General features: G+C 71.0%; 17 protein-coding genes. 12 read left to right on the top strand and 5 right to left on the bottom strand.

What is annotated here, in order from left to right:
* The first annotated feature begins 149 nt into the window (after positions 1-149).
* From ABIC63_RS03145 to cydX, 7 genes are all read left to right on the top strand, one after another.
* Positions 150-920 carry an IclR family transcriptional regulator domain-containing protein gene (locus ABIC63_RS03145; RefSeq protein ID WP_017758064.1) on the top strand — a complete coding sequence of 257 codons (771 nt, stop codon included), beginning with the start codon at positions 150-152 and terminating at the stop codon, positions 918-920.
* Between the two features lie 69 nt (positions 921-989).
* Positions 990-1,226: a hypothetical protein gene (locus ABIC63_RS03140; protein WP_234192278.1), complete on the top strand. Its 237-nt coding sequence runs from the start codon at positions 990-992 to the stop codon at positions 1,224-1,226.
* 214 nt (positions 1,227-1,440) lie between these two features.
* Positions 1,441-3,123 carry a thiol reductant ABC exporter subunit CydD gene (gene cydD / locus ABIC63_RS03135; RefSeq protein ID WP_502935839.1) on the top strand — a complete coding sequence of 561 codons (1,683 nt, stop codon included), beginning with the start codon at positions 1,441-1,443 and terminating at the stop codon, positions 3,121-3,123.
* Between the two features lie 27 nt (positions 3,124-3,150).
* Complete coding sequence (gene cydC / locus ABIC63_RS03130; protein ID WP_354318655.1) at positions 3,151-4,863, top strand: thiol reductant ABC exporter subunit CydC; 1,713 nt, start codon at positions 3,151-3,153, stop codon at positions 4,861-4,863.
* 54 nt (positions 4,864-4,917) lie between these two features.
* Positions 4,918-6,507: a cytochrome ubiquinol oxidase subunit I gene (locus ABIC63_RS03125; protein WP_354318654.1), complete on the top strand. Its 1,590-nt coding sequence runs from the start codon at positions 4,918-4,920 to the stop codon at positions 6,505-6,507.
* A 19-nt stretch (positions 6,508-6,526) separates the two neighbouring features.
* Positions 6,527-7,681: a cytochrome d ubiquinol oxidase subunit II gene (gene cydB, locus ABIC63_RS03120; protein WP_294369465.1), complete on the top strand. Its 1,155-nt coding sequence runs from the start codon at positions 6,527-6,529 to the stop codon at positions 7,679-7,681.
* 43 nt (positions 7,682-7,724) lie between these two features.
* On the top strand, positions 7,725-7,850 hold the full coding sequence (gene cydX / locus ABIC63_RS03115; protein WP_017761995.1) for a cytochrome bd-I oxidase subunit CydX: 126 nt from the start codon (positions 7,725-7,727) through the stop codon (positions 7,848-7,850).
* Positions 7,851-8,059: 209 nt separating this feature from the next.
* Here the strand turns inward: cydX and ABIC63_RS03110 are convergent, their stop codons facing one another.
* Entirely contained in the window at positions 8,060-9,043 is a 984-nt protein-coding gene (locus ABIC63_RS03110; RefSeq protein ID WP_354318653.1) for a threo-3-hydroxy-L-aspartate ammonia-lyase, read from the bottom strand.
* A 183-nt stretch (positions 9,044-9,226) separates the two neighbouring features.
* Between ABIC63_RS03110 and ABIC63_RS03105 the strand changes: the two genes are divergently transcribed.
* From ABIC63_RS03105 to ABIC63_RS03090, 4 genes are all read left to right on the top strand, one after another.
* On the top strand, positions 9,227-10,693 hold the full coding sequence (locus tag ABIC63_RS03105; protein WP_354318835.1) for a cobyric acid synthase: 1,467 nt from the start codon (positions 9,227-9,229) through the stop codon (positions 10,691-10,693).
* Positions 10,694-10,792: 99 nt separating this feature from the next.
* Complete coding sequence (cobT, locus tag ABIC63_RS03100) at positions 10,793-11,860, top strand: nicotinate-nucleotide--dimethylbenzimidazole phosphoribosyltransferase (protein ID WP_354318652.1); 1,068 nt, start codon at positions 10,793-10,795, stop codon at positions 11,858-11,860.
* 7 nt (positions 11,861-11,867) lie between these two features.
* Complete coding sequence (gene cobS / locus ABIC63_RS03095) at positions 11,868-12,665, top strand: adenosylcobinamide-GDP ribazoletransferase (RefSeq protein ID WP_354318651.1); 798 nt, start codon at positions 11,868-11,870, stop codon at positions 12,663-12,665.
* Positions 12,650-13,237, top strand: a complete 588-nt coding sequence (locus ABIC63_RS03090) for a histidine phosphatase family protein (RefSeq protein WP_354318650.1) — start codon at positions 12,650-12,652, stop codon at positions 13,235-13,237. Before cobS ends, ABIC63_RS03090 begins: the two co-directional genes overlap by 16 nt.
* 9 nt (positions 13,238-13,246) lie before the next feature.
* Here the strand turns inward: ABIC63_RS03090 and ABIC63_RS03085 are convergent, their stop codons facing one another.
* The 4 genes from ABIC63_RS03085 to ABIC63_RS03070 all read right to left on the bottom strand — a co-directional run bounded on the left by ABIC63_RS03085 (position 13,247) and on the right by ABIC63_RS03070 (position 16,109).
* Positions 13,247-13,768 carry a nucleoside deaminase gene (locus ABIC63_RS03085; protein WP_354318649.1) on the bottom strand — a complete coding sequence of 174 codons (522 nt, stop codon included), beginning with the start codon at positions 13,766-13,768 and terminating at the stop codon, positions 13,247-13,249.
* Entirely contained in the window at positions 13,765-14,520 is a 756-nt protein-coding gene (locus ABIC63_RS03080; RefSeq protein WP_354318648.1) for an alpha/beta fold hydrolase, read from the bottom strand. Before ABIC63_RS03080 ends, ABIC63_RS03085 begins: the two co-directional genes overlap by 4 nt.
* A gap of 72 nt (positions 14,521-14,592) precedes the next feature.
* Positions 14,593-15,240 (bottom strand): endonuclease III, encoded by a 648-nt coding sequence (gene nth, locus ABIC63_RS03075; RefSeq protein WP_294369450.1) that lies wholly within the window; start codon positions 15,238-15,240, stop codon positions 14,593-14,595.
* A 44-nt stretch (positions 15,241-15,284) separates the two neighbouring features.
* Complete coding sequence (locus ABIC63_RS03070; RefSeq protein WP_294369447.1) at positions 15,285-16,109, bottom strand: ferritin-like domain-containing protein; 825 nt, start codon at positions 16,107-16,109, stop codon at positions 15,285-15,287.
* Positions 16,110-16,335: 226 nt separating this feature from the next.
* Between ABIC63_RS03070 and ABIC63_RS03065 the strand changes: the two genes are divergently transcribed.
* Entirely contained in the window at positions 16,336-16,881 is a 546-nt protein-coding gene (locus ABIC63_RS03065; RefSeq protein ID WP_354318647.1) for a 2'-5' RNA ligase family protein, read from the top strand.
* Positions 16,882-16,968: the final 87 nt, after the last annotated feature.

The following is a 16,968-nucleotide window of genomic DNA, read 5'->3' as shown; positions in this document are numbered from 1 at the left end:
AAGGGTCTCCTGATCCAGGGGCAACAAAGGGATGGGCCGAAGCGTAGAAAAAAGCCGTCCCGATCCGGCGGCCCGTCAGGTCCTGCCGCGCGATGATTCGTTGGGTTGCGCGATGATCGCGCAACATCACTGATCCAAGGAGCCGATCCATGACCATCGCCAAGGCGGACTTCATCGAGGGCCTGGCCAAGGGCCTGGCGGTGCTCGAAAGCTTCGACACCGAGCGTCAGCGCCTGAACGCCACGCTGGCCGCCCAGCGTGCCGGGCTCACCCGGGCGGCGGCGCGGCGGCACCTGCTCACGCTGGCGCACCTGGGCTACCTGGAGACCGACGGCAGCTATTTCTGGATGGCGCCGCGGGTCCTGCGTTTTTCCGGCAGCTACCTGGCCTCGTCGCGCCTGCCGCGGGCGCTGCAGCCCACGCTCAACCGGCTGTCGGCACAGACGGGGGAGTCCTTCTCCGCCGTCGTGCTCGATGGCGAGGAGGTGGTGATCGTCGCCCGCAGCGGCAGCTATGGCGCGCCTTCGCGCGTGCTGGCCTACGGCCTGCACCTGGGCGCCCGGCTGCCGGCGCATGCCACGTCGACGGGGCAACTGCTGCTGGCGGCCATGGCGCCGGCGGCGCTTTCGGCCTGGCTCAAGGGGCGCAGCCTCGCGCGGCTCACGCCGCACACCTTGACCCGGCCTGCAGAGCTGCGCCGGCGGCTGGCGCAGATCCGCAAGGACGACCATGCGCTGGCAAGCGAGGAACACGAACTGGGCGTGCAGGCCCTGGCGGTGCCGCTGCGGGACATGCAAGGCCGGACCGTGGCCGCCTTGAACCTCGTCCTGTCGGGCGGGCTGCAGCCGCCCGAGGCGCTGGAACGAAGCATGCTGCCCTTGCTCGCGGAGGCTGCGCGCGAACTGCGGGCGCTGCTCTGATAAAGCAAAATTGACTTTGTGTGAATTTGTTGCGCGACGCCGGTCCCGGCCGGGCCCAACATTTCGCCCATGCCTCTGTCCCTTCTCCACCGCTTGGCCAGCGCGCAGCTTCCTGTTTCCTTCACCGAGGGCGGCGACATCGACGCCATCCGCATGCTGGCGCTCGCCGGCCATGTGCAGGCGGTGATCCCCCGTCCCGTGCGGACCTTGTCCGGCCATCACCAGCCGGCGGCCACGGTGTCTGCCATCACGCCATTGGGGCGGCAGATGATGGAACGCTTTCCCCGCGAAGCCGAGGTGGGCTGAGCCGTCGCGGCCCGAAGGGCGGGGCCGGCCGGCCGCCATTGCCCAGGCCACGACCACAAGCCCCGGGGCTGCTGGCGTCGTGCGCCTGGACGCCAGTCAATTCCTACAGTCGCAGTAAACCTTTTGCCGCTTGAGGTGGGTCAACGGACCCATGGCGACTTATCATGATTGAAATTTCGGTAATTACTGAAATTTCAACATTTACCGCTTCGCCATGACTGAATCCACGTCCGTTGATCCCGACCGGCTGCCGAGCCCGATGTCGATGGCGGCCGCGGCGCAGGCGATGGCCGCCCTGCTGTGGCTGCCGCAGGCGGCACTGCTGGCCTGGGCGGTCCAGAGGCTTGCCGACGGCGGCGGCCTGCATGGCGTGCTTGCGCTGGCGGGTGGCGTGGCGGCGGTCGGGCTGCTGCGCGCGGCGTTCGATGCATGGGGTGTGCGCCGCGCCCTCGAAGATGCGCGGCAGGCGCTCGGTGCCCTCAGGCGCGCGGCAACGGCGGCGCTCGCTGGCGGATCGCCGGTCGACCGCGACCGGCCGGCCTCCGGCCTGGCGGCCAGCGTGCTGGCGGAGCAGGCCGAGGCCATCGTGCCCTGGTTGGCGCGTTTCCAGCCCGTGCGGCTGAGGCTCATGGTGGTGCCCCTCGCCATCGCGCTGGCGGTGGGTGCCCTGTCCTGGGTGGCCGCGGCCATCCTGGTGGTGGCCGCGCCGCTGATCCCACTGTTCATGGCGCTGGTCGGCCGCCGTGCACAGGCCGCGTCGGAAGCGCAACTGGCGCGACAGGGCGACATGAACGCCTTCCTGCTCGACCGGCTGCGGGGCCTCTCCACCCTGCGCGCGCTGGGCGCGGTCGATCACACGGCGCTGCGGCTGAGGGCCTCGGCACAGGATCTGCACCGCCGCACGATGGCCGTGCTGCGCATCGCCTTCCTGTCGTCGGCGGTGCTGGAGCTGTTCGCCGCGCTGGGCGTGGCCATGGTGGCTGTCTATGTGGGCTTCCATCTGCTGGGGCATCTGCAGTTCGGCAGCTGGGGCCGCACGCTCAGCCTGGGGCAGGGCCTGTTCATCCTGCTGCTGGCGCCCGCCTTCTTCGAGCCGCTGCGCGAGCTGTCGGCCGTGTGGCATGACCGTGCGGCCGGCGAGGCCGCGCGCAAGGCGCTGGCGTCACTCGATGGCGCGGGGCCGAGGCTTCCCGGGCAGTCTGACGCTGCCCTGCCGGCAGAGCCGGCGCCTGCCGGTGGCGCGCTGGGCGTGCGCGTGCGGGGGCTGCGCTTTGCCCCGGCGGGCGAGCGGCCGGTGCTCGACGCGTTCGACCTCGACGTCCGCCCCGGTGAACGCCTGGCCATCCTCGCGCCCAGCGGCGGGGGCAAGACGACCTTGCTGTCGCTGCTGGCCGGGCTGGTGGCGCCGCAGGCGGGGCAGGTTTTCATCGGCGGCGTTCCCATGGACGAAGCCCATGCGCCGGGCCTGCGCCGCCGGATGGGCTGGATGGGGCAGCGTGCCCATGTGTTCGCCGGCTCCCTCGACGCCAACGTGGACCTGGGTCGGCCGGTCGCGGACGCGCAGGCCGTCGCCCGCGCCATCGATTTCGCAGGCCTCGCCGACGTGGCCGCCGGCCGTCCCAGCCAGAGCCTTGGCGAGGCCGGTGTGGGCCTGTCGGGTGGCGAGGCCGTCCGCCTCGCCCTGGCCCGGCTGGCCGTGAACGACGAAGCCGGCCTGCTGCTGGCGGACGAGCCCACCGCCCACCTCGATGCCGAGACGGCCGACCGCGTCATCGACGCGCTGCTCACCCTGAGTCGCGGCCGGACGCTGGTGCTGGCTACCCACGATCCGCGCCTCGCTGCGCGCATGGACCGTGTGCTCCGCCTCGACGCGGCGCCGCTGCGCGAAGCGGCCTGAAGCCGCGATCCATCAGGAGCCCACGCCATGACCCGTTCTGCCACCCACGATCTCCAGGTTCTGCGTCGCCATTTCATCGGCCAGCGGCGCGGGGCGCTGTGGCTGGGCGCCGGGCTTGCCGTGCTCACCAGCCTCGCCGGCATCGGCCTGCTGGGCCTGTCGGGCTGGTTCATCACGGCGACGGCGCTGGCTGGCTTGCAACTGACGACGGCGCTGGTGTTCGACGTCTTCATGCCCTCGGCGGGCATCCGGCTGCTGGCCCTGGGCCGCACCGGCGCGCGCTATGCCGAGCGGCTCGTCACGCACGACGCCACGCTCGGCGTGCTGGCCGGCCTGCGCGAGCGTCTGCTGCGCGGTTGGGCGCAACCCGAGGCGGCCCAACGCCTGCTGCTGCGTCCCGCGCGGCTGCTGCAGCGTCTGACGGCCGACATCGATGCGCTCGACGCCCTCTACCTGCGCATGGCCGTGCCGCTGGCCGTCAGCCTGGCAGCGGCGGCGATGGCCGGTGTCGTGGCCGGCTTGCACGACTTGCGGCTGGGCCTGGCCCTGGCCGCCTGGCTGCTGGTGGCAGGTTGGGGTAGTGCATGGGTGGTCGCGCGCCGGGCCCGCCCCGTGGCGGTGCGCCGGGCACTGGCGCTGGAGCGCCTGCGCGCCCGTGCCGTCGACCTCGTGGCGGGGCAGACCGAACTGGCCATGGCCGGTAGGCTGACGGCCCAGTGCGAAGCGCTGGCCGAGGCCGACACGCGCCTGGCCGCCACCGACCTGCGCATGGCCGGGCTGGAAGCGCGGGCCAGCTTCGCGCACGGACTGATGCACACGGCCACGCTGGTGGGCGTGCTGCTGGCGGCCGCCTGGCTGGTGGAGCAGGGCCGCATCGGCGCGCCGGCCGCGGCGCTGCTGATGCTCATGGCGCTGGCCGCAGGCGAGCCGATGGCGGCGCTGCGCCGCGGCGCGCTGGAGTCGGGCCGCACCTGGCTGGCGGCCCGGCGGCTGGCGCCGGCCGTGGCGGCGGCCGAGTCCGCACCGTCGGGCGATGCGCCGCAGGCCCGCCCTGGCGCCGCGGCCGACGGCGGCATCCATCTCGAAGGGATCGTGGTGCGCCGAGACGGCGGGGCACGCCCCGTCCTGCAACTGTCGTCGCTGCACATCCAGTCCGGCGAGCGCGTGGCAGTCATCGGGCCCAGTGGCGCCGGTAAGTCCACGCTGCTCGCGCTGGTGGCGGGTGAACGCGCGCCGGTCGCCGGCCAGGTCCAGGCACCGCGCGCCACCTGGATGACCCAGCGGCCCGAGCTCTTCCGCGACAGCCTGCGCGACAACCTCACGCTTGCCGCACCCCACGCCACCGACGCCCAGTTGAGCGCGGCGCTCGCCGATGCCGGCCTGCAGGCGGATGTCGCCCGCCTGCGCGAAGGCCTGGACACTTCCCTGGGCGAAGGCGGGCTGGGCCTGTCGGGCGGGCAGATGCGCCGCCTGTCGCTGGCCCGCCTGCTGCTGCAGGACGCGCCGCTGTGGCTGCTCGACGAGCCGACCGAGGCGCTCGACGCCGTCACCGCCCGCGAGGTTCTGCGCCGCCTGGACGCGCGCGCGCAGGGCCGCACGCTGCTCATCGCCACCCATCTGCGTCGCGAGGCGCGGCTCGCCGACCGCCTGCTCTGCATCGAGGCCGGCGCGTTGCGCGCCGACCTGCGGCGCGGCACACCCGCCTTCGACGCCGCCCTCGCCGCATTGCGCGACGACTGAGGCCATCGCCATTCCCCGCATTCCGACGCCAAGCATTTCAGAAGGAGTCTCACCATGGACCTCGACATCGTCGGCCTCTCACGATTGCAGTTCGCAGTCACGGCCCTCTACCACTTTCTCTTCGTTCCCCTGACCATCGGGCTCGCGATCCTGATCGCGATCATGGAGACCGTCTACGTCATGACCGGCCGCACCCTCTGGCGCGACATGACCAAGTTCTGGGGCCTGCTCTTCGGCATCAACTTCGCCATGGGCGTGGCCACCGGCATCGTCATGGAGTTCCAGTTCGGCATGAACTGGAGCTACTACAGCCACTATGTGGGCGACGTGTTCGGCGCGCCGCTGGCCATCGAGGGGCTGATGGCCTTCTTCCTCGAAGCCACCTTCGTTGGGCTGTTCTTCTTCGGCTGGGAGCGACTGTCCAAGCTCAAGCACCTGATCGTGACCTGGTGCGTGGCGCTGGGCTCCAACCTGTCGGCGCTGTGGATCCTGATCGCCAACGGCTGGATGCAGAACCCGGTGGGCGCGCAGTTCAACCCGCAGACCATGCGCATGGAGGTGACCGACTTCTTCGCCGTGCTGACCAACCCGGTGGCGCAGGCCAAGTTCGTGCACACGGTCTCGGCCGGCTACGTGGTGGCGGCGCTCTTCGTGCTGGGCATCTCGGCCTGGTACCTGCTGAAGGGCCGGCATGTGCACCTGGCCAAGCGCTCGATGACCGTCGCGGCCTCCTTCGGTCTGGCCGCCTCCTTGTCGGTGGTGGTGCTGGGCGACGAGAGCGGCTACCTCTCCACCGAGCACCAGAAGATGAAGCTGGCCGCCATCGAGGCCATGTGGAAGACCGAGCCCGCGCCCGCCGCGTTCACCGCCTTCGGCTTCCCCGACCAGGCGGCGCGCGAGACGCACTTCGCCGTGCACATTCCCTGGGTTATGGGCCTGATCGGCACGCGCTCGCTCGACACCGAAATCCCCGGCATCGACGACCTGGTCAAGCGCGCCGAGGTCAACATCCGCGAGGGCGTGGTGGCCTACGACGCGCTGCAGAAGATCCGCGCCGCCGGCGCCAGCGGCACCGTGCCGCCCGAAGCCAAGGCGGCCTTCGAGGCGAACGGCCGGCAGCTGGGCTATGCGCTGCTGCTCAAGCGCTATGTGGACGATCCGCGCCAGGCCACGCCCGAGCAGATCGCCAAGGCCGCCTGGGACACCGTGCCGCAGGTCGCGCCGCTGTACTGGACCTTCCGCATCATGGTCGCGCTGGGCCTGTTCTTCATCGTGCTCACGGCCGCCTTCTTCTGGCTGTCGGCACGGCGCCGGCTGGAGGCGCACCCGTGGCTGCTGAAGGTGGCGCTGTGGGCGATCCCGCTGCCGTGGATCGCCGCCGAATGCGGCTGGTTCGTGGCCGAGTTCGGCCGCCAGCCCTGGATCATCGAAGGCGTGCTGCCCACCGGCGTGGCCGTCTCCAACCTGGGCGCCGGCACCGTGCTGGCCACGCTGCTGGGCTTCGTCGCCATCTACAGCGTGCTGCTGGTCATCGAGATGAAGCTGATGCTCAAGGCCATCCGCAAGGGACCGCAGGAACATCCCGTGCCGCCGCCCGCCGCGCTGCGCGCCGAGGCCGCCCCCGAACTCGCGCTGGTGCGCTGATCACCGCAGGAGCCGCATCATGATCCTTCACGAACTCATTTCCTACGACGTCCTGCGCCTCATCTGGTGGGCCTTGCTGGGCGTGCTGCTGGTGGGCTTCGCGCTCACCGACGGCTTCGACCTGGGCAGCGCCATGCTGCTGCCCTTCGTCGGCCGCGACGACACCGAGCGCCGCGTGGTCATCAACAGCATCGGCCCGGTGTGGGAAGGCAACCAGGTCTGGCTGATCCTGGGCGGCGGCGCCATCTTCGCCGCCTGGCCGCACATCTATGCCGTCTCCTTCTCGGGCTTCTACCTGGCGATGTTCGCCACGCTGGTGGCGCTGATCCTTCGGCCCGTGGGCTTCAAGTTCCGCAGCAAGAAGGAAGACCCGGCCTGGCGCTCGCGCTGGGACTGGGCGCTCTTCGTCGGTGGCTTCGTGCCAGCGCTGATCTTCGGCGTGGCGCTGGGCAATGTGCTGCAGGGTGTGCCCTTCCGCTTCAGCGACGACATGCGCATCTTCTACGAGGGCAGCTTCCTCGGCCTGCTCAACCCCTATGCGCTGCTGGCCGGTGTGCTGTCGGTGGCCATGCTGGCCATGCACGGCGCGGCCTGGCTGCAGCTGAAGACGGGCGGCGCCGTGGCCGAGCGGGCACGCCGCATCGGCATCGTGGCCGCGCCGCTGACGGCTGTGTTGTATGGGGTGGCCGGCCTGCTGCTGGCGCGCTTCGTGGGCGGCTACGAGATCACGAGCCCCATCAACCCGGTTGGCCCTTCGGCACCGCTGCTCAAGACGGTGGCGGTGGGGCAGGGCGCCTGGTTCGCCAACTACGCGGCGCATCCGGCGCTGTGGCTGGTGCCGGCCCTGGGCGTGGCGGGCGCGCTGCTTGCGGCCCTGTGCTTCATGGCTCGGCGCGAATTGTCGGCGCTGCTGGCCAGCGGCCTCGCCATTGCGGGCGTGATCGTCAGCGTGGGCGTGTCGATGTTTCCCTTCCTGCTGCCCTCGTCGCTGGACCCGCGGGCCAGCCTGACCGTGTGGGACGCCTCGTCCAGCCACCTCACCCTCTTCATCATGCTCGTCTGCACGCTGGTCTTCATGCCGATCATCCTGGCCTATACCAGCTGGGTGTTCTCGGTCATGCGCGGCAAGGTCGATCCCGATGCGATCCGCGAGGAGCGCGGCCACGCCTACTGAGCGTGCCTGCACTGCTTATCTACAAACACGAAGGAACAACACCATGTGGTATTTCTCCTGGCTCCTCGGCCTGCCGCTCGCGGCGGCCTTCGCCGTGCTCAACGCGATGTGGTTCGAGCTGATGGAAGACGATGCGATCCGCCATGACAAGCTGGATGCACCGAAGTAGGCACCCCCCATGCCGCTTCGCGGCTCCCCCCTCTCTGGCGCCTTCGGCTTGGAGGGGGGCGCACCCGCAGGCCTGGCAGAGCCAGTTCCTGGGGTGCTCGGGCGTGGCCTGCTCCGCGGCCCTTCGATCTTTGTCCCAGGGCCAGTTCATACGGCGGGGGTGACGCAAAGGCCGTGAAAAACGGAAGTCCCTGCTGCCCACCGTGCGGCTCAGCGGGGCTGGGCCGGTTCCGCCATCAGCGCGCAGAAGCGCGCCATGTCCACATTGCCGCCGCTCAGGATCACGCCGACGCGCTGGCCGCGCAGCGAGTCCTTCATGGCCCGTGCTGCCGCGAAGCCCAGGCAGCCGGTGGGCTCGACCACCAGCTTCATGCGCGTGAAGAAGAAGCGCATGGCCTCGACCAGCTGCGCATCGGTGGCGGTGAGGATGTCGTCGACGTCGCGGCGGATGATGGCGAAGGTGTAGGCACCCAGGTGCTGCGTCTGCGCGCCGTCGGCGATGGTGCGGGGCGTTTCGATGTGCACGATGCGGCCGGCGCGCAGCGACTGCTGGCCATCGTTGCCGGCCTCGGGCTCCACGCCGTACACCTTGCATTGGGGTGACAGCGCCCGCGCCGCCAGCGCCGAGCCCGACAGCAGCCCGCCGCCGCCCAGGCAGACGAAGAGCGCGTCGAGCGGGCCCGTGTCCTCGATCAGCTCCTTGACGGCCGTGCCCTGGCCGGTGAGCACGTCCGGGTGGTCGTAGGGCGGAATCAGCGTCATGCCGCGTTGCTCGGCCAGGCCGCGGGCCAACTGCTCGCGGTCCTGCGTGTAGCGGTCGTAGGTGATGACCTCGCCGCCGTAGCCGCGGGTGGCGGCGATCTTGGCGGCCGGCGCATCCTCGGGCATCAGGATGGCGGCCGGCATGCCCAGCTCGCGCGCGGCCAGCGCCACGGCCTGCGCGTGGTTGCCCGAAGAGAAGGCCGCGACGCCGGCGCGGCGCTGTGCGGCGTCCAGCTTCGACAGCGCGTTGAAGGCACCCCGGAACTTGAAGGCGCCCATGCGCTGCAGGTTCTCGCACTTGAAGAAGACCTGGGCGCCGAGTTCGGCGTCCGCGGTGCGCGAGCGCATCACGGGGGTGCGGTGGGCGTGGCCGTCGATCCGTGCGGCTGCGGCAGCCACATCGTCGTAGTTGGGGAGGGTCAGCTCGGTCATGCATCGGAGCATGCCACGCCGGACCCCGCAAGAGCCGGAACAGATCGAAGGGCACGGCAGCAGAACAGGCCGACTGCCCCGCCGGCCGGATCGCCCATGCCGCGGCGGCTATGATTTTTCGATGCCCTGCGCCTGCTGCCTCCATTTGCCGATCCGTTCCAGCGCATGGCGCCCAGGCCGCTGATGGGCGCGCGCTGCGTCATGGTCCTCGGCACCACCAGCGGTGCCGGCAAGAGCTGGCTGGCCACCGCGCTGTGCCGCTGGTATGCGCGGCAGGGCTTGCGGGTGGCGCCCTTCAAGGCGCAGAACATGAGCAACAACGCCCGCGTGGTGCCCGCCCGCACCGACGCGGACCACGGCGGCGAGATCGGCAGCGCCCAGTACTTCCAGGCCCTGGCCGCGCGTGCCGTGCCCGACGTGCGCATGAACCCGCTGCTGCTCAAGCCCGAGCGCGACACCGCCAGCCAGGTGATCCTGATGGGCGAGGTGCACGAGGTGCTGACCCGCACGCCCTGGCGCGAACGCAGCGCCGCCGTGTGGCCGCGCATCGCCGAGGCCTTCGACAGCCTGGCGGCCAACCATGACGTGGTGGTGCTCGAAGGCGCCGGCTCGCCGGCCGAGATCAACCTGATGGCCAGCGACATCGTCAACCTGCGCATGGCCCGCCATGCCGATGCGCGCTGCCTGCTGGTGACCGACATCGACCGCGGCGGTGCCTTCGCGCATCTCTACGGCACCTGGGCGCTGATGCCGGAGGCCGACCGTACCCGTCTGACCGGCTTCGTGCTCAATCGCTTCCGCGGCGATGCGTCGCTGCTGGCACCCGGCCCCGAGCAGTTGCAGGGCCTGACCGGCGTGCCCACCGTGGCCACGCTGCCCATGTGGTGGCAGCACGGTCTGCCGGAGGAAGACGGCGTGTTCGACGACCGGCCCAGCGGTGATCGCGTGGCGGGCGGCATCACGGTGGCGGTGGTCGCCTATCCCCGCATCAGCAACCTCGACGAATTCCAGCCGCTCAAGAAGGTGCCCGGCCTGCGGCTCGTCTGGGCACGCACGCCGCAGGCGCTGGCAGGCGTCGACTGGATCGTGCTGCCGGGCTCCAAGGCCACCGCCAGCGACCTGGCCTGGCTGCGGGCCCAGGGCCTGGACCGCGCCATCGCCGCGCACGCCGCGGCGGGCGGGCGGGTGCTGGGCATCTGCGGCGGCCTGCAGATGCTGGGCGAGGCGCTGGTCGATCCGCATGGCATCGACGGAAACGCGCCCGGCCTGGGGCTGCTGCCGCTGGTGACCGTGTTCACACGGGAGAAGACCGTGCGCCTTCGCCGCACCTGTTTCGAGGCCGTGACCGGCCCCTGGTCCGCGCTTGCCCAGGTGCCGCTGGCGGGCTACGAGATCCACCACGGCCAGACCGGCGTGCATCCGCAACTGGCGTCCCAGGGTCGGCCGGTGCTGCCCGATGGCCTGGGCTGGCAGAACACCGCGGGCAACGTGCTGGGCCTCTACCTGCACGGCCTGTTCGAGGATGCGGGCGTGGTGCGCGCGCTGTTCGGCGCGCAGGTGCCCACGCTCGATGCCACCTTCGACGGCCTGGCCGACTACATCGACCGACACTTCGCGCCCGGCGTGCTGGCCGGGCTGATCGACCCGTGACCCGGCGGCGGGACTTGGCGGCGCTCAGCGCCCCTGACGGACACTGACAGAGGCGCCTGCGGCGGCTGGTGCCCCCGGGCCGTCGCCCTTGAAACTGAAATGACCTTCTCACCAGACTCCTTGCTGCAGGACCTCGACCTGCCCCCCGTTGCCGACCTGCACGACGCCGCACTGGCCGAGCGCCTGCAGGCTGCCATCGACAACAAGACCAAGCCCCTGGGCGCCCTGGGCCGGCTGGAGGTCCTGGCATTGCGCCTGGGCCTGATCCTCGGCAGCGCCACGCCCACACTGACACAGCCCCAGGTGCTGGTCTGCGCTGCGGACCATGGCCTGGCGCAGCAGGGCGTGTCGGCCTATCCGGCCGACGTGACCTGGCAGATGGTCCACAACTTCCTGGCGGGCGGTGCGGCCGTCAGCGTGCTGGCCCGACAGCACGGGCTGGCCCTCACCGTGGTGGATTGCGGCGTGCGTCAGCCTTTCGACGCTGCGCCGGGCCTGCTGTCGCGGCGGATCGGCGCCGGCACGGCCGATGCGTCGCAGGGCCCTGCCATGACGCCGCAGCAATGCGCGCAGGCCATCGCCAACGGCCGCGAGGTGGTGCGCGGGCTGCCCGGCAATGCGCTGCTGCTGGGCGAGATGGGCATCGGCAACAGTTCGGCCGCGGCACTGCTGCTGTCTCGCCTGAAGGGCGCGGACATCGATGCCTGCACCGGTCCCGGCACCGGCCTCGATGCCGCCGGCCTGGCCCGCAAGCGCACCGTGCTGCGCCAGGTGCTGGCGCGGCATGCGGATGCGCAGGGGCCGCTGGCCGCGCTGTGCGCCTTCGGCGGCTTCGAGATCGCCACGCTGGTGGGTGCCGTGCTCCAGGCGGCCGAGGAGCGGCGGGTGATCGTGGTCGATGGCTTCATCGCCAGTGCCGCCGTGCTCGTGGCGCAGGGCCTGCGGCCGCAGGTGGTGCAGCGCTGTGTCGCCGCCCATGGCTCGGCCGAGCCGGGACATGCGCGCCTGCTGCAGGCACTGGGGCTGCAGCCCTTGCTGGACCTGGGCCTGCGCCTGGGCGAGGGCTCCGGCGCCGCGCTGGCCTGGCCGCTGCTCGAATCGGCCTGCCGCATCCTGGGTGAGATGGCCAGCTTCGAGTCGGCCGGCGTGTCGCGCCAGTCGGAATGAGGTCGCGATGAACGGCGTGCGGCACTTCCTGCTCGCGCTGCAATTCTTTACCCGCATCCCGGTCACGGGCCGGCTGGCGGCCTGGGTGGGCTACAGCCCGCAGATGCTGCGGGCCAGCGCCGCGCACTTTCCAGGCATCGGCTGGGTGGTCGGATTGATCGCGGCCATGGTGTTTGCGCTGGGTCTGGCCGGCCTGCGCGGACCCATGGGCGCCCTGGCTGCCGCCGTGCTGGCCACGGCCGTGACGGTCTGGGCGACCGGCGGCTTCCACGAGGACGGCCTGGCCGACACGGCCGATGGGCTCGGTGGTTCGGCGCAGCGCGAGCGCGCGCTGGAGATCATGAAGGACTCGCGCATCGGCAGCTTCGGCGCGCTGGCGCTGGTGCTGGCACTGGGCCTCAAGACGGCGCTGCTCGCCACGCTGGCGGAGCAGGGCGCGGCGGCGGCGGTGGCGTCGTTGCTCGCCGCACACGTGCTGTCGCGGCTGGCGCCCCTCGTCCTCATCCGGGGCCTGCCGCATGTGGGCGACAGCGCGACCTCCAAGTCCAAGCCGCTGGCCGATGCCTTGCCGGCCGGGGCGCTGGCGGTGGGCCTGGCCTGGTCCGTGCCTGCCGCCCTGTTGCTGCTGGCCGCCCAGGGCCTGCTGAACGGGCTTGCAGCGCTGCTGTTGGGCGCAGCCGCGGCGGCGTGGATGTTCCGCCTGCTGCGGCGCCGGCTCGGCGGCTTCACGGGCGACGGCCTGGGCGCCACGCAGCAGCTGTGCGAGCTGGCGATCTACCTGGCGCTGGCATGGCGGCCGTGGTGAACCGTGCGGAGGGCGCGCTGCCCGCGCTGTGGCTGATGCGGCATGCGCGCGTGCTGGTGGCGCCGGGGCTGTGCTACGGCATCACCGAGGTCGAGGCCGACCCGGTGGCCACGCAGGAGGCCGCGGCGCAGGCAGCGCGGCTGCTGCCGCAGGGTATGGCACTGCGCTGCTCGCCCGCCCGTCGCTGCCAGGACCTGGCGCTTGCGCTCCATGCGCTGCGTCCGGACCTGATGCCGAGCACCGAACCACGCCTGGCCGAGATGGACTTCGGCGCCTGGGAGGGCCGTCTGTGGTCGGACATCGGCCGTGAGGCCATGGAGACGTGGACCGGGGACTTCGGCGAGACGCCACCCGGGCTGCATGGCGAGAGCGTGCACCGCTTCCTGGACCGCATCGGCGGCGCCTGGGAAGAATGGCATCAGGCGCGCCGGCCAGAACTCTGGATCACCCATGCCGGCGTGATCCGCGCTGTGGAGCTGCTGAGCCAGGGCCGGCGGCGCATCGCCATTGCCGCGGACTGGCCGTCCACGCCGGTGGAGTTCGGCCGCTGCTCGCCGTTGGCAGCGCCTTGAGCCTTTCAGTCAGCGCTTCGCCCAGAACGCCTTCTGCATCGCCACCGTCTCCTCCGCGATCTCCGGCACCGGCCCGATCAGCTCGACCGGCTTCTGGCAATGGTCGAAGACATAGCGCGAAGGCACGCTCATCGTCGGGTTCTCGGCATGGTCGCCCGTGGCCTCGAGCAGCTGGTGCTCGGTCATGCCGAACACCAGGCGGCCGATGTTGGCCCAATAGGCGGTACCGGCGCACATGCAGCAGGGTTCCACGGCGGTGTAGAGCGTGCAGCTCCACAGGAACTCCGGCGTGAAGTTGGTGGCCGCCACGCGCGCCAGCGTCGACTCGGCATGGTTGACCGTGTCGATGTTGCATTGCTCCAGCAGCACCGTCTCCTGGTCCGGGCCGACCAGGATCGCGCCGAAGGGATGGTGGCCCAGCGCCATGGCGCGGCGCGCGACGTCGTTGGAGCGGCGCAGGTGGCGCAGGATCTGTTCGTGCGTGGGCGCGAGGCCCTGAGGCGGATAGGTCGTCGGCGTGGTGTCGGTCATGGCAGCAGGGCTTCGAGTTCGGGGATCAGCAGGTCGGTCAGGGCCTGCGGGGCGGCCAGCTGCGGCACATGGCCGCAGGGCAGGGTGAGGCGGCGGGCACCGGGGCTGAGCTGCTGCATGCGCGCCTGCAGCGGGTGATAGACGGACTGGTCGTCCAGGCATTCCACATAGAAGCGCGGCACGCGGCCGAAGCGGTCGGCGCTCAGCCGGTTGAGCATGGCGCGTCCGCTTTCGGGCTGCGGACGCAGCAGCGCCGCGGCCTGTGCGGCGGCAGCGGGCTCGCAGTCGTGGACGAAGCAGCGCAGCGCGCCTTCGGCGGCCACGCGGCTGGCGCTGCGGTCGGCGTTCCATCGCAGCCAAGGCCCGATGCCCGAGAAGTCGCGGCCGGGCTGTTCGGCCTGCACCTGCCGCACCAGTTCCCCGAAGCCCATGCCGGAAGGCAACATCATCCCGGCCAGGTAGACCAGGGCGGCCACGCGCTGGGGCAGCACCTCGGCCACCTGCGAGGCGGTGATGCCGCCACCGCTGTGGCCCAGCACCACGGCCGGCTCGCCCAGGGCGTCGATCACGCCCGCCACATGGGCGGCGTAGGTGTCGAGGCTGGCGGGCGCATCGCCCAGCGGCGGCCAGCCGTTGCCCGGCAGGTCCACTGCATGCGGCTGCCAGCCGCGTTCGCGCAGCAGCGGCAGCCAGGCGTCGAAGGCCCAGGCGCCTTGCCAGGCACCGTGGATGAGGACGATGTGGCGGGTCATGGCGGCGGTCGTCGGGTGAAAGGGCGGGTGGACGTGGCTGTGTGGATCAGCTGGTTGAGAAAGGCGCCCGGGCTACTTCGTGGCGGGTGCCGGCGTCTTCGGCTTGAAGTCGCAGTAGGCCGCCACAGCGCATTCCCAGCAGCGCGGCTTGCGCGCCACGCAGACGTAGCGGCCGTGCAGGATCAGCCAGTGGTGGGCATGCAGGCGGTATTCGACCGGCACGCGCTTGCCCAGCTTGAGTTCCACCGCCAGCGGCGTCTTGCCCGGCGCCAGGCCGGTGCGGTTGCTGACGCGGAAGATGTGCGTGTCCACCGCGATGGTGGGTTCGCCGAAGGCCACGTTGAGCACCACGTTGGCCGTCTTGCGGCCCACGCCGGGCAGGGCCTCCAGCGCCTCGCGGCTGCGCGGCACCTCGCCGCCGTGCTGCTCGACCAGCATGCGGCAGGTCTCCATCAGGTGGCGGGCCTTGCTGCGGTACAGGCCGATGGTCTTGATGTAGCCCTCCAGGCCTTCGAGGCCCAGGTCCAGGATGGCCTGCGGCGTGTTGGCCACGGGATAGAGCTTGCGCGTGGCCTTGTTGACGCCGACGTCGGTGGCCTGGGCCGACAGCAGCACGGCGGCCAGCAGCTCGAAGGGGGTGGTGTATTCCAGCTCGGTGGCGGGCGCCGGGTTGGCGGCCTGGAGCGTGGCGAAGAAGGGACCGATGTCGGCGACTTTCATGGGGCGGCGATTATGGGGCGCCGCCCCGCGGCCCGGGCGCAGGGTCAGCGCAGGAAGACCTTCTGCATGAACTGGGCCACCGGCACCTGCATGGCCGCCTGCACGCGGGGTGGCAGCTCCAGCGGACGCATCAGCATCTTGAGGGTGGGTCCGACTTCGAGATTCGTGCGGATCACGCGGTTCAGGTCCTGGCTGACCTTGCGCAGGTACTGCGGATCATGGCCCTGGGCCGGCGCGCGGGCGGGTGCGATGTGGCGGATGGCGCAGTCGGCATCCTCGCTCTTGAGCTCCAGCGTGCGGCGGGCCACGGTGCCGAACACGCGCATGCGGCCCAGCCGTTCCTGCGCCCGGTAGCGCCGGTAGTAGCGGTAGAAGTGCTTGTAGTGGTTGACTTCGTCCGCCGCGATGCGCGTGGCCAGGTCGTGGAAGACCGGCTCGCGCGTGAAGCGCGCCAGTGCCTTGTAGTAGGTGGCGGTGCCGGTCTCGACAACGCAGCGGGCCGACATCTCCAGGCCGCGCGTGGGGGCCAGCAGCTCCACTTTGCAGTAGGTGGCGTATTCGGCCAGAAAGGCGTCGTAGGCAGGCTGCCAGTCGAAGTCCGGCCACACGTGCTCGACATAGGCGCGCAGCGCACTGCCGTGCTGCAGCTCTTCGGGCTCCCACTGGCTGCGCAGCCAGCCGGCCACTTCGTCGTCGCCCTCGAAATAGTCGATCAGGTTGCGGGTGTAGAGGTCGGAGCCGCTCTCGATGAAGGAGGCGGAGCAGGCCAGGTAGAAGAGGGTGTCGTCGCCACGCGCCTTGTCGATGTCGATGCGCGAGAAGTCGAGGTCATCCAGGGTCCAGTGCGGTTTGGTGTGCACATCCAGCATGGGTTCTCCTTGCGGGCTTCGGCGGATGCCGTGCCGGCAAGCCGACACACTAGGGCTTTTACTGTTTCCATTCAGTAGGAAATCGTCACGAACCGTCCGAGCCGTGCTGGATGATGCCCCAATTCGCATGCCATTCAGCTGACCGCATGATGACCGCCGGCGCCCTGAGCCTCCGACCGGCTTTCGCCGGGAGATCCGTTCCGCGGGCAAGGCCCACATTCGTCCAATGACCGACCTCCGTCCGCCCGTCCTCTACGTCTTCCTCATGCCCGGCCCGGCGGTCCAGAAGGCGCTGGACGGCCACCGGGCGCGGTGGTGCTGGCCCAAGCCAGCCAAGCGGCCGAAGGCGGACCGGCTGCACCTGACGATGGCGGTGCTCGGTCCGCAGCCGGATACGGCGATCCCGGGCATCCGGCAGGCGCTGGCCGGCGTGGACGGCTCGCACCTGCACCTGCATCTCGGTGGGGCCCGCGTCTGGACGCACAACGGCGTCGCCGTGCTGCTGGCCGAGGCGAATCCCGCCTTGGTGGATCTGCATGCCCGCATCGCGCAGGTGCTGCGCCCCTGGGCACCCCCGCCGCCGCCCTGGACACCCCACGTCACGCTGGCGCGCCGCGCCTGGGAGGCCGCCGCGCCCCAGGGCGATGTCATCGACTGGGCGGTGGACGAATTCCTGCTCGTGCGCTCCTGGCTGCCACCGCATCCGGTACACCACGAGGTGCTGGCGCGCTATCCCTTGCGGGGCGGGTCGGCCACCCCCCCAAACCTATAATCGAATGTTCTGCGAAATCAGGCACTTGGGCCGGCCATCGGGGCCTGCATCAGGCGCCCCCAAGCCGCGGCGCACCGCGGTACAGAG

It is taken from the genome of Pseudacidovorax sp. 1753, assembly GCF_040544975.1.
Taxonomy (GTDB): domain Bacteria; phylum Pseudomonadota; class Gammaproteobacteria; order Burkholderiales; family Burkholderiaceae_C; genus Xenophilus.
Note: the sequence above shows the minus strand (reverse complement) of the source record. Positions and strands in the feature narration are given on the sequence as shown.